The organism is Salmonella sp. 32082101201600294FB01SM01, assembly GCF_017572865.1.
Lineage (GTDB): Bacteria > Pseudomonadota > Gammaproteobacteria > Enterobacterales > Enterobacteriaceae > Salmonella > Salmonella enterica.
Map to the genome: position 1 here is coordinate 1,570,749 of NZ_JAGESB010000001.1, position 12,340 is coordinate 1,583,088.

14 protein-coding genes and 1 pseudogene are annotated in these 12,340 nt (G+C 48.4%); 9 read left to right on the forward strand and 6 right to left on the reverse strand.

The window, feature by feature from the left end; all coding sequences use genetic code 11:
- Window positions 1–34 precede the first annotated feature (34 nt).
- The 5 genes from yebS to J4645_RS07685 all read left to right on the forward strand — a co-directional run bounded on the left by yebS (window position 35) and on the right by J4645_RS07685 (window position 6,092).
- Window positions 35–1,318: a membrane integrity lipid transport subunit YebS gene (yebS, locus tag J4645_RS07665; RefSeq protein ID WP_023214462.1), complete on the forward strand. Its 1,284-nt coding sequence runs from the start codon at window positions 35–37 to the stop codon at window positions 1,316–1,318.
- Entirely contained in the window at window positions 1,287–3,920 is a 2,634-nt protein-coding gene (locus J4645_RS07670) for a PqiB family protein (RefSeq protein ID WP_001529852.1), read from the forward strand. Before yebS ends, J4645_RS07670 begins: the two co-directional genes overlap by 32 nt.
- A gap of 77 nt (window positions 3,921–3,997) precedes the next feature.
- Window positions 3,998–5,437, forward strand: coding sequence for a 16S rRNA (cytosine(1407)-C(5))-methyltransferase RsmF (rsmF, locus tag J4645_RS07675; protein WP_001530936.1), 1,440 nt, complete (start codon window positions 3,998–4,000; stop codon window positions 5,435–5,437).
- A gap of 116 nt (window positions 5,438–5,553) precedes the next feature.
- A complete protein-coding gene (locus tag J4645_RS07680; RefSeq protein ID WP_024131167.1) occupies window positions 5,554–5,790 on the forward strand; it encodes a YebV family protein in 237 nt (78 codons plus the stop codon).
- 110 nt (window positions 5,791–5,900) lie between these two features.
- Complete coding sequence (locus J4645_RS07685) at window positions 5,901–6,092, forward strand: DUF1482 family protein (protein WP_000457838.1); 192 nt, start codon at window positions 5,901–5,903, stop codon at window positions 6,090–6,092.
- Window positions 6,093–6,110: 18 nt separating this feature from the next.
- Here J4645_RS07685 and pphA read toward each other — a convergent pair whose 3' ends face one another.
- The 4 genes from pphA to sopE2 all read right to left on the reverse strand — a co-directional run bounded on the left by pphA (window position 6,111) and on the right by sopE2 (window position 8,156).
- Window positions 6,111–6,761 carry a protein-serine/threonine phosphatase gene (gene pphA / locus J4645_RS07690; protein ID WP_023214463.1) on the reverse strand — a complete coding sequence of 217 codons (651 nt, stop codon included), beginning with the start codon at window positions 6,759–6,761 and terminating at the stop codon, window positions 6,111–6,113.
- Between the two features lie 17 nt (window positions 6,762–6,778).
- A complete protein-coding gene (locus J4645_RS22395; RefSeq protein ID WP_024143539.1) occupies window positions 6,779–6,994 on the reverse strand; it encodes a hypothetical protein in 216 nt (71 codons plus the stop codon).
- On the reverse strand, window positions 6,985–7,149 hold the full coding sequence (locus J4645_RS07695) for a hypothetical protein (RefSeq protein WP_001134857.1): 165 nt from the start codon (window positions 7,147–7,149) through the stop codon (window positions 6,985–6,987). The genes J4645_RS22395 and J4645_RS07695 overlap by 10 nt, the downstream gene beginning before the upstream one ends.
- 284 nt (window positions 7,150–7,433) lie before the next feature.
- On the reverse strand, window positions 7,434–8,156 hold the full coding sequence (sopE2, locus tag J4645_RS07700; RefSeq protein WP_000182074.1) for an SPI-1 type III secretion system guanine nucleotide exchange factor SopE2: 723 nt from the start codon (window positions 8,154–8,156) through the stop codon (window positions 7,434–7,436).
- Window positions 8,157–8,839: 683 nt separating this feature from the next.
- On the opposite strand from sopE2, the gene J4645_RS07705 reads away from it, so the two are divergent.
- Together J4645_RS07705 and J4645_RS07710 are read left to right on the forward strand one after the other, a co-directional pair.
- A complete protein-coding gene (locus J4645_RS07705) occupies window positions 8,840–9,235 on the forward strand; it encodes a DUF1398 domain-containing protein (RefSeq protein WP_000422881.1) in 396 nt (131 codons plus the stop codon).
- Window positions 9,236–9,563: 328 nt separating this feature from the next.
- Window positions 9,564–10,040, forward strand: a complete 477-nt coding sequence (locus J4645_RS07710) for a hypothetical protein (protein WP_023137470.1) — start codon at window positions 9,564–9,566, stop codon at window positions 10,038–10,040.
- Between the two features lie 387 nt (window positions 10,041–10,427).
- On the opposite strand, the gene J4645_RS07715 is transcribed toward J4645_RS07710, so the two are convergent.
- Window positions 10,428–10,847, reverse strand: coding sequence for a GNAT family N-acetyltransferase (locus J4645_RS07715; protein WP_000354406.1), 420 nt, complete (start codon window positions 10,845–10,847; stop codon window positions 10,428–10,430).
- A gap of 368 nt (window positions 10,848–11,215) precedes the next feature.
- Between J4645_RS07715 and J4645_RS07720 the strand changes: the two genes are divergently transcribed.
- Together J4645_RS07720 and J4645_RS07725 are read left to right on the forward strand one after the other, a co-directional pair.
- Complete coding sequence (locus J4645_RS07720) at window positions 11,216–11,485, forward strand: hypothetical protein (RefSeq protein WP_077909932.1); 270 nt, start codon at window positions 11,216–11,218, stop codon at window positions 11,483–11,485.
- 165 nt (window positions 11,486–11,650) lie between these two features.
- Window positions 11,651–11,791 (forward strand): hypothetical protein, encoded by a 141-nt coding sequence (locus tag J4645_RS07725; RefSeq protein ID WP_001576018.1) that lies wholly within the window; start codon window positions 11,651–11,653, stop codon window positions 11,789–11,791.
- 145 nt (window positions 11,792–11,936) lie between these two features.
- On the opposite strand, the pseudogene J4645_RS07730 reads toward J4645_RS07725, so the two are convergent.
- Window positions 11,937–12,289: pseudogene (locus J4645_RS07730) on the reverse strand (transposase); the annotation flags it as partial.
- Between the last annotated feature and the right edge of the window lie 51 nt (window positions 12,290–12,340).

Genomic DNA, 12,340 nt, shown 5'->3' on the forward strand with positions numbered 1-12,340 from the left:
GATTACATTATTCTAACACTTTGATTCACGATACATGGCTCTGAACACCTCACACGTCACGCCAACAAAAAAGCTAACGATCAGGTCAATTAGCGAAGCGCTGCCGCGCAGCCACTATCAGCGCTGCCCTGAATGCGACATGCTGTTCAGCTTGCCGGAGATGAGCGCTCATCAAAGCGCTTATTGTCCTCGTTGCCAGGCCAAAATTCGCGATGGGCGCGACTGGTCGCTGACGCGGCTGACCGCGATGGCAGTAACCATGCTGCTATTGATGCCGTTTGCCTGGAGTGAACCGCTACTCCATATCTACCTGTTGGGCGTACGCATTGATGCCAATGTGATGCACGGCATCTGGCAAATGACGCAGCAGGGCGATCCGTTAACCGCCGCAATGGTGCTCTTTTGCGTGGTGGGCGCGCCGCTTATTCTGGTTTTTTCAATTGCTTATCTGTGGTTTGGCAGCCTCCTCGGCATGAATCTGCGTCCAGTCCTGCTGATGCTGGAAAAACTGAAAGAGTGGGTGATGCTGGACATCTATCTGGTCGGTATTGGCGTTGCCTCTATCAAAGTGCAGGACTATGCCTTTCTGCAGCCGGGCATCGGGCTTTTAGCATTCGTCTCGTTGGTGGTTCTTAGCATTCTGACTATGATTCATCTGAATGTGGAGCAACTATGGGAACGATTTTATCCGCAGCGCCCTGCTCAACGTGCGGACGAAAGATTGCGCGTCTGTCTTGGCTGCCACTTTAGCGGCTATCCGGATGCGAAAGGACGCTGCCCGCGTTGTCATATTCCGCTACGGTTACGCAGAAAACAGAGCATACAGAAGTGTTGGGCGGCCTTGCTGGCGTCTATTGTTTTTTTGCTGCCGGCAAACCTGCTGCCTATCTCGGTAATCTACATTAATGGCGGGCGTCAGGAAGATACTATCCTGTCGGGCATCATGTCGCTTGCCAGCAGCAATATCGCCGTCGCCGCCGTCGTTTTTATCGCCAGTATTTTGGTGCCGTTTACCAAAGTCATTGTGATGTTTACGCTACTGTTGAGTATCCATTTTAAATGCGAACAGGGACTGCGGGCGCGAATTCTGTTGCTGCGTCTGGTGACATGGATAGGCCGTTGGTCGATGCTGGATCTTTTCGTTATCTCGTTAACCATGTCTCTGATTAATCGCGATCAGATTCTGGCTTTTACTATGGGACCGGCTGCGTTTTATTTCGGCGCAGCGGTAATTTTGACTATTCTTGCAGTGGAATGGCTGGATAGCCGCTTACTTTGGGATGCACATGAGTCAGGAAACGCCCGCTTCGAAGACTGAAGCGCAAATTAAAACCAAACGCCGTATTTCACCTTTCTGGCTGCTACCGCTTATCGCGCTAATGATCGCAGGGTGGCTAGTATGGGATAGCTACCAGGATCGCGGCAATAGCGTGACTATCGATTTTATGTCGGCGGACGGTATCGTACCAGGCCGTACTCCCGTTCGCTATCAGGGAGTAGAAGTCGGCACCGTGGAAGATGTCAGCCTGAGCAAAGATCTGCGCAAAATTGAAGTTCGCGTCAGTATCAAATCAGATATGGAAGATGCGTTGCGCGAAGAGACGCAATTCTGGCTGGTGACGCCCAAAGCCTCGCTGGCGGGCGTTTCCGGCCTGGATGCGTTGGTCGGCGGGAATTACATCGGTATGATGCCAGGTAAAGGCAAGCCCAGAGATCATTTCGTCGCCCTGGATACACAGCCTAAATACCGGCTTAGCAACGGCGATCTGATGATTCATCTCAATGCGCCGGATCTCGGTTCGCTTAATAGCGGTTCACTGGTCTATTTCCGTAAAATCCCTGTCGGACGGGTGTATGACTATTCGATTAACCCTAACAAACAAGGCGTGACGATTGACGTTCTAATTGAGCGACGGTTTACCGATCTGGTGAAAAAAGGCAGCCGTTTCTGGAATGTCTCCGGCATTGACGCCGATCTAAGCCTGAGCGGCGCGAAGGTGAAACTGGAGAGCCTCGCGGCCCTGGTCAATGGCGCGATTGCGTTTGACTCGCCGGACAATTCCAAACCCGCCGCCCAGGATGACACGTTCGGCTTATATAAAGATTTAGCCCACAGCCAACGAGGGGTAATCGTTAAACTTGAGCTGCCCAGCGGAGACGGTCTGAAGGCGGAATCTACGCCGCTCATGTACCAGGGACTGGAGGTGGGTGAGCTTTCTAAACTGACGCTCAACCCTGGCGGTAAAGTCACCGGAGAGATGACCGTCGATCCCAGCGTTGTTCCGCTGATGCGGGAAAATACGCGTATTGAGTTACGCAATCCCAAACTGTCGCTAAGTGACGCGAATATCAGTTCGTTGTTAACCGGAAAAACCTTCGAGCTGGTGCCGGGCGACGGCGAACCGCGCAGTGAATTTGTGGTGGTGCCGGGTGAAAAAGCCCTGCTGCATGAAGCGAATGCCTTAACCCTGACGCTGACAGCCCCGGAAAGTTACGGCATCGAACCGGGCCAGCCGTTAATTTTACATGGTGTAAAAATTGGCCAGGTCATCGAGCGCAACTTATCCAGTAAAGGCGTGTCATTCACCGTCGCGATTGAACCGCAGCATCGGGATTTGGTACAGGGCGACAGTAAATTCGTGGTCAACAGCCGGGTGGATGTCAAAGTCGGCCTTGACGGCGTAGAGTTCCTCGGCGCCAGCGCCAGCGAGTGGATTGACGGCGGAATTCGTATTTTACCCGGTACGAGCGGGAAGATGAAATCCACCTACCCGCTCTATGCTAACCTGGAAAAAGCGCTGGAAAATAGCCTCAGTGACTTACCGACTACCACCTTAACGCTGACGGCCGAAACGTTGCCGGATGTCCAGGCAGGTTCCGTCGTGCTGTATCGAAAATTTGAAGTAGGCGAAGTCATCACCGTTCGCCCACGCGCCAATACCTTTGACATCGACCTGCATATTAAGCCGGAGTATCGCCACCTGTTAACCAGCAATAGCGTGTTCTGGGCGGAAGGCGGCGCGAAGGTGCAACTTAACGGCAGCGGCCTAACGGTACAGGCCTCGCCACTCTCCCGCGCGCTGAAAGGGGCCATTAGTTTTGATAACCTGAGCGGCGCCAGCGCCAGTCGGCGCAAAGGCGATAAACGCATTCTTTATGCTTCAGAAACTTCCGCTCGCGCGGTAGGCGGACAAATTACGCTGCACGCGTTCGACGCCGGAAAACTGGCGGAAGGGATGCCCATTCGTTACCTCGGTATTGATATCGGCCAGATCCAGACGCTGGAATTGATCACCGCACGTAATGAAGTTCAGGCAAAAGCCGTACTTTATCCGGAGTATGTACAGACATTTGCCCGCGCCGGGACACGTTTTTCCGTTATTACGCCACAAATTTCCGCGGCGGGCGTCGAGCATCTGGATACGATTCTCCAGCCCTATATTAACGTTGAGCCAGGACGCGGCGCGGCACGGCGCGACTTTGAACTGCAGGAAGCCACGATTACCGACTCACGCTATCTGGATGGGTTAAGCATCGTCGTGGAGGCGCCAGAAGCAGGCTCGCTTAATATTGGCACCCCCGTCCTGTTCCGCGGTATCGAAGTGGGAACCGTCACCGGAATGTCCCTGGGGTCGCTCTCCGATCGCGTGATGATCACCTTGCGCATCAGTAAGCGTTACCAATATCTGGTGCGTAATAACTCCGTATTCTGGCTCGCCTCCGGCTATAGTCTCGACTTTGGTCTGACCGGCGGCGTGGTGAAAACGGGGACATTTAATCAGTTCATCCGTGGCGGTATCGCCTTCGCTACTCCACCAGGTACGCCGCTGGCGCCAAAAGCGCAAGCCGGTAAGCATTTCCTGTTACAAGAGAGCGAACCGAAAGAGTGGCGTGAATGGGGCACCGCTCTGCCACGTTAAACACCAGGCTCCGGCGTACTCGCGCCGGAGCGTTTTATGCTACACTGCGCGCCTGTTTTTTTGCCGGCGATACACCTGTGGCTCAACACGCTGTCTATTTTCCTGACGCTTTTCTGACGCAAATGCGTGAAGCAATGCCTTCCACGCTCTCTTTTGATGAATTTATTTCGGCCTGCCAACGCCCGTTGCGCCGTAGTATACGCATCAATACGCTTAAAATATCCGTGGCTGATTTCCTTGCCCTAATCGCGCCCTACGGCTGGTCGCTCACGCCAATTCCGTGGTGTCATGAAGGATTCTGGATCGAGCGCGATGATGAAGAGGCATTGCCGCTTGGCAGTACCGCTGAGCATTTAAGCGGCCTGTTTTACATTCAGGAGGCCAGTTCGATGCTGCCGGTCGCGGCCCTGTTCGCCGATGATAATCATCCGCAGCGGGTCATGGATATGGCAGCGGCGCCTGGCTCCAAAACCACGCAGATCGCTGCCCGCATGGGGAACCGCGGCGCCATTCTGGCCAACGAATTTTCGGCCAGCCGCGTCAAAGTTCTGCACGCTAATATCAGCCGATGTGGAATCGCCAATACCGCACTGACGCATTTCGATGGCCGCGTATTTGGCGCTGCGTTACCGGAGATGTTTGACGCTATCCTGCTGGATGCGCCCTGCTCTGGCGAAGGCGTAGTACGTAAAGATCCTGATGCGCTAAAAAACTGGTCGCCAGAAAGCAATCTGGATATCGCGGCGACACAGCGGGAACTGCTCGACAGCGCTTTTCATGCTTTACGACCCGGCGGCACGCTGGTCTACTCCACCTGCACGTTAAATCGCCAGGAAAACGAAGCGGTCTGCCTCTGGCTGAAAGAGACCTACGCCGACGCCGTTGAATTTTTGCCGCTGGGTGATCTGTTTCCTGACGCTGACCGCGCCCTCACCCCGGAAGGCTTCCTGCACGTCTTCCCGCAAATTTACGACTGCGAAGGATTCTTTGTCGCACGTCTGCGTAAAATGTCATCCCTTCCAGCCATGCCCGCGCCGGGGTATAAAGTGGGGGCATTTCCTTTTACCCCCCTCAAAGGCCGCGAAGCATTACACGTTACCCAGGCGGCCAACGCCGTCGGACTGCTGTGGGATGAAAATCTCCATCTTTGGCAGCGTGATAAAGAGGTCTGGCTGTTCCCGGCAGAGATTGAATCACTGATCGGAAAAGTCCGTTTTTCCCGGCTCGGTATTAAGCTGGCTGAAAGTCATAATAAAGGCTATCGCTGGCAGCATGAGGCGACGATAGCCCTTGCCTGCCCGACTCATGCTCACGCGTTCGAGCTTTCTGCGCAAGAGGCGGAGGAGTGGTATCGCGGTCGGGATATTTATCCGCAAACACCCCCTGCCGCTGATGATGTCCTGGTGACATTCCAGCATCAGCCGCTTGGTCTGGCAAAACGTATCGGCGCCAGAATAAAGAACAGTTACCCGCGTGAACTGGTACGTGATGGCAAACTCTTTACTGGTAATAGCTAAAAGCGCACAAAAAAACCGCACTTTTTGACTGGCGCTTTTGCGTACGTTGACTACGCTGAAAAATGGACGGCTAAACTGGTCGTACCACAATTAGCGTATTAACGGAGAGCACGATGATGAAAACCAGTGTGCGCATTGGCGCTTTTGAAATCGACGATGCCGAATTACATGGCGAATCGCCGGGGGAGCGAACGTTAACAATCCCCTGTAAATCCGATCCGGATTTATGTATGCAACTGGACGCCTGGGATGCCGAAACCAGCGTTCCCGCCATTCTCAACGGGGAACATTCCGTTTTGTTCCGTAATCATTACGATCCTAAATCTGATGCCTGGGTCATGCGTCTTGCCTGACTCAAAAAGAACCCGTCGCCAGGCGGGTTATTTATTCTTCCTTTTCTCATTTCCCCCCTGCGCTAACCTCTCCTACACTATCGTGTAAAGTAGTTAACATTGAGGATGTAATGTTCGCGCTGGTACTTTTTGTATGTTACCTGGATGGAGGATGCGAGGATATTGTCGTGGACATCTACGATACCGAGCAGCAATGTCTTTATTCGATGGACGATCAACGGATTCGCCATGGCGGCTGTTTTCCGGTAGAGGATTTTATCGACGGCTTCTGGCGACCTGCGCAGCAATATAGCGATTTTTAACCCTGGTCGCTGATGCCGCTATTGTATCCGCGCTAACGTCAATTGCCCGCCAAATACCGCGCCCGTATCAATATAGTGTACATTGGCAAAATCCATGCGCCGACGCAACGGCGTATGGCCAAACCAAAAATGATCGGCTCCGCTAATCCCACCGCGCTTATTTATGAGCCGTTCGCGGCTCCAGAGAACCTGATGTAAGTCGACCTTTTTTTGCCATTGATAGGTTGACGCTGGATAATCAGCATGAGCGATCACATGCGTGCTATGGCGGCAGCGAACTTCCAGTATCCAGGGCAGTCGCTGACAAAGGATAAAAAGCGCTTCAGCTTGCGCAGCGTGTTCAGCGGTCAGGCGGGTAAACCAGTCGCCACCATTCATCAACCACAGCGTCGACTGCGATGAGGCCCGCGCATCCAGCGCCATTTGTTCATGATTGCCGCGAACCGCCGTCATCCAGGACTCACGCAGTAAAGCCAGGCAGCCCAGGCTGTCCGGGCCTCTATCAATGAGATCGCCCACAGAAACTAACAAGTCTTGTTGCGGATCAAATCGACACTCACGTAACCTTTTCATTAACATTGAAAAACAGCCGTGAATATCGCCAACCACCCAGACATGCCGCCAATTCTTTGCCTCTATTTGCTGATAAATCTCTTCAGGCCGCATCATGTTTTTCCTGTCATTCATTACCCAGGACAGATATAAAAAGATAGCGTGTGCAGATTTTTTTGCTTAGTAAGCGTGCTCTGTTGTAAATAGCGAATTTCATCAGTAGTGAGTAAATGCTTTGTTATCACCGCACTAAAATATAACTGGCTGCGCCAGGGGAGTATTATCCCCTGGCGCAGCGAGCTACTCACTATCGCCTGTTCACGTTCAATATTCTTCCTCCTTAAAAGCATATCGGAAACATAAACCACATCACCTCAGCACACGATATAGCACACTCTTTAGCGGAGTGATCCTCAAGGCAAACCAGCGCCAATGCAGGTGTCGTTACCGTGGCGACCATCGCCCCCACAAACAGGCGCAGCACAATTTTTTTTAAAGGTGGCATAACCTCTCCTGACAGTTAACAGACCATTAATCCTTATCGAGACATCATCCGTGCGCGGGTATCATAGACTTAACAACACGCAGCGTTTCAAAAAAAGCTGTCTGGTTATACCGGCATTTAGAGTAATAACAATTATTTTAAGTTTTAAGTGTATCCATTTGATTTTTATATTAAAATAAATATGACGACGTTTTGTTAAAAACGTCGCCATAAAAATGAATATATAGTTTCAGAAAATCTGCTATTAATTCATACGGTTAATAGCGGTATTGTGTTTGCTATCTTCAGGAGGCATTCTGAAGATGCTTATTCGCAATATTTTCTATAGTTAACTGAAATTGTTGTGGCGTCGGCATCGTCCCCTTATTAAACAGCGGCGTAACCTCTTTCATAACGATTTTCTCAGCATACGCTTTAAAAGACACCTGCTGATTATGATTTATAAACATATGCGGATATTTAATGCTCGCTGCAGCAATGAGGGGGACGACAAAAGGATTCGCCCCTGCCCCACCTGGAGTAAATACACCATTTTTTATCTCCCCAGGTAGCCCCGCATTCTGCGCAGCCTCTCCTATCTCTTTCAGAAAGGGGGTAATACTGACCCCTTTACTGATGAGTAATTTACAACAGTGATCTTTATTATTACTGTACACGGCTGATAATATGGCTTCGCATGTCTGACGAGCATAGGCCGGATCTTTACTCGCATTACCTTTGATATCCAGGCTATTGAGCTTTTGCAGCATAAAATCTTTAACAGTTTTACTGGTTAATACTGCCCTACCCTCAGAGGCGCTCCCACGATGAAAATGGGTAGTCGGTATGTCTGTTTGTTGATGCAGGCTAAAACGATCTGACAGACTCGTCGACAGGCTGATAAAGCTATTTCTAACGGCAGTAATACTTTTCGCAAAAATGTCCTTCTCCGTTGTTTTTTCTTTTACTGGTTCAACGTCACTTCTATGGATTCTGTAGTGCTGGGTGGATAGTGTTATGTTAGTCACGGTAGTTCTCCTTTTAGATAACTATGCATAGCTACACTTTGTTTATATTTCTTGCTTTCAAAAAATAGCCACCTTCTCCACAACCATTTTTACTCATTGATATTTATAAATTTTATTTTCCTGATGGATTTTGTTCTTCTGTCACTTAGCCTGTTTTTTTTCGGCGCAAGGTGTTCGACTTTTATCGAGGAACATTTTTATCGGGACAATCCTGAACAGGTAAAACATCACTTCAATTCAACTACTGCGTCACATAAAACATTCATGAATATTATTATTTATGCTGATGTTGTTACGATTTTGCCCCCATTCGCAGGCTGGCTACCAATTATCCTGCCAGCGAGTTAGCCGCTTTTTCAAAACCTATAAAGTCGCCACGCCAAACCTCTCCGCCACTGTAATCCTTATCTAAACATCAATTAATTAACTGATTTTTATATATTATGACTTTTCATGGCGTTCAGAAAAACTACAAATGAAATGGATTGACGCATCTATTAGTGGTCAAAAAAACGCGCTACGAGAAATAATCAGTAACAATTGCAACACTATTCCAATCATAACGTAAACTATATGATACCGAGCGATTATTATTGCTTTTAGGTAACATCTTTGTATGGCTGCTTTTAAGCAACAATACTCTAACACAACATATAACATTATAACTTACAATAGGTTAACAAATGGAATTACAGCTTATGCTTAACCACTTTTTCGAGCGCGTCAGAAAGGATGCAAATTTCAACGCATTTCTAATCGATCTGGAATATAATAATATCGCTTATTACATCTATTTTGTTGCTACCGGTAATGTGAAAATTATCACTCATGCAGGCCACTTCATTTCTATTAAAAGCAATAGAAAGCTGATTAAAGTCAATTCAACACCAAATACGAAATTAATAAAATTGACTTCAGCCAAACACTTTTCGGGGGAACATTCCTATGAAAAATACTGTACCGATCTGGCAACAGCAGGCGTTTTTAAATGGATTGTTGAATTAAACCAAAAAACTCGACAATACTGGTCGAAAGACAACCAATTATTATATATAGAAAATGTGGTCATGCCGCTTTAACAAGCCAGGGTAATAATAGCGTCAGTCGTGACATTCGGCGTGTTACGACTGCGGATTATCCATTTAGAGACCATAATGAGAGTCTGACTACGAGAGTTACCCTGTGCAGTCCGACCGGCGCAGCAACGTTTGACACGATTCCCGACAACAGCATCTCCTGGTGCAGGAGAAATGATTTTCAAAGCGATATCGACTAAAAGCTCAAAATATTTGCCTGCTATTTATATTCTATCTAATTAATACCCTCCAGGAAGTGTGGCATAATTGCAGAATCTGTCAGGATTCCGGGAGCATACCGGAGCGTAATCGAAAAACCATCTGGAGATGTATGAGCACGGATGAAATCAGTTATCAAATTCTTTACCGGTACTATCTGGAAAAGCTATACAGTACCCTTACCAGAAGAGTAGATAACGTGCTGTCATTTGCCCTCGTTTTTCTCGGGGTCGGCGTCACCATAAACGTCGGGAGTCCCTTTATTCTGGGGCCAGGCATTGTGGGTATCACCATACTAAAAAGAGTACTCCGCTTCGGTACGCGATCAGCACAGGCCGACCGGCAGTCCCGCGCCTGGCTGAAACTTTTTAATACTCAGCACCGCTTTCCTTCAGATAAGACACTGTTCCTTGCCTTCACATCGCTTGAGCAAGACGCGAGCGAAGTATGGTCCATGCTTATTGGTCCTGCCATCGTCATGACTGAGACCGCTCTCGGAAAAACGCCCATTGAGCCATTGACGGCGGGTGAAAAACTCTGCGCATTTTTGAGTGGCGCGACGAAATCCCAGCCAGCAGATCGCAATTGACCTGTCTTCTAAACGCCTGTGCCATACCACAGAGATTTAGTATAAAATTAATTAATGGAGTACTAACGCTGTCAGCAGGTTTCTCTGAGTGAAAGATTCGTATTATACGCACAGCCCAGTTTACAGTTTATATAACAGCGCAATATGTTTTTGTATCCGGACCATGCCGCCTACAAGCGGCTGTCTGAGTACCTCTAGCCGTGCCAGGGGGTATTAGCTCAAATGTGAGCTGACATATCTATGGCACAGTGCCAAACCTAATCTGACTGTCCGCCCTGTGCCAGAAGCGGACGCTGATCATAGTGTGTACAGGCCACCAGTACGATATATTATAAAGCCACCTGATTGCAGCTTTCATAAAACTATGGGTATTCAAATGCAGCAAAGCTATAAACCAGGCTTAATTAAATAATGCCTTTGCGAACCTACTTTAGGAAAGTCCGGTAGCGACATTTGAAGTATATAACCCTGTTTTTCATAAAAAGGGAGAGCCTGGAAGCTAAAGGTATCTACAAGTCCATGAACACAGCCTTTCCGCAAACCTTCTTTTTCGGCCATCTCCATAAGTTTGCTCCCCAGACCGTTGCTCCTTGCAGATTCACTTACCCAAAGATAGTCGATGCAGAGCCACGGACCTTTTCTGTCAGCAATTAATCCGCCTACCATTTCGCCGCTTTCGTTTCTGCAGTAGACCCCAAGCTGCCCATTTTTACTAAAATCGACGAACTGAGCATTGTAGCGTCTTAATCCGGTTAATAGTTCTTCTTTATCAAATTCAGTAACTTGATGTGTAATTTGAATGTCCATACATATCCAATTGAACAAGTTTGCATTTGGAATATAACGTTATAAGTAAGTTAATTAAATGTATCAATAGAAAGTTTATTTTTACTTCTGGGGGCAGGTCACGTCCGCTACTCGCTTCAAGCAGACTGTCAGTTGGAGTCTGAGCTGGTACAATTAATGTGCCACTGGTTAGAAATCAGTAATACGATTTTATCAGGCTGATGCTCTGGCCTGTCAGGATTTGAGGTATCCACCGGTTTACCAGCACCCTGTATTTGGCACCAGTGGAACCCACTTCCCGATCCAGGATATCCAGTACCCACCACCGAACCTCTTTCCCCAAAACATATGAGCAACCTCAAGCGCCTTGTCTGGATGATAACCACGGTATGAAGTTTGATAACACGTGGAATCAGGGCGTTTGGTACGCTCTCCGTTCAGCAACTGGACGCCCTTCTCCCCAGCCTTTCAGCGTTGAAAATTTGCCAGCGCTGGGTGAAGAGTGTAGGCGAATTATGAAAATCACTTCTGCCGTTTATACTTCGAAAAAGACGTTATCAAAAAGGTGGTTCGCAAGCGCGGAGTTATTAAACCTTTACTTAACGAAATACGGTTTAAGTTGCTTGAATTGCAGCAGAAAGAAAACGACGGCTTGCTGATGCTGGACAAATTAAGCGAGCATGGCATCAATGGACTGATACGCCGTCAATAAAAGGAAGGGTGCATGGACGATCTCGTCACATCACCAATCACAACAGAAGAGCACAAAACAACATTTCACAGCGTAAAGGATAAAACACGATGCCATTTTCAATCAAAAACATATGTTCAGGTCCACAAGGACACTACCCAGAAATCTCCAGACCTATACAGAACAAGCCAGTACCGAGGAATTGCACACTGATCTCAACAACATGCAAAATACAGGAGTATACAGTATTCAGCAGATGTTCCTGCAGTTTTGAAATGCGACCACCCGGTACAGAAGAAAGAACCCCACGACTAAAACTCTCAGCAACGGAGCTCTTATGGCTATCTAAAACAATAGAAACAGAGATGCGCAACACAAAAGAATGAGCCTGTCAGTAATTCTGTGTAACTGCCCAGTTATTAAAGGTGATCGCTCAGGTGGTCACCTAACTTGAGAATAAAACGACTCACTACCAGTTCTGGATCGGCATACTCCATTTTTTCGACGCATCCTTGATCGCCAGATAAATAACCTTTCGTACCGAGTCATCCGTCGGGAACACCTTGCGTTTCTTAATCGCGGCACGGATCACGCTGTTCAGGGATTCGATTGCGTTTGTCTTGTAGATGGCCTTGCGGATATCCGGCGGATAACTGAAGAGCGTATTGAGGTTTTCCCGGTGCGCACGCCAGCTTTTGCTGATTTGCGGATATTTATCGTCCCGGACTTTCGCGAACGTATCTAGCGCCATCAGAGCCGCCTCTTCGGTCGGGCCTGAGGCCGCTGTTACATATTAATTAAGTGATTTTAACGATTAGAATAC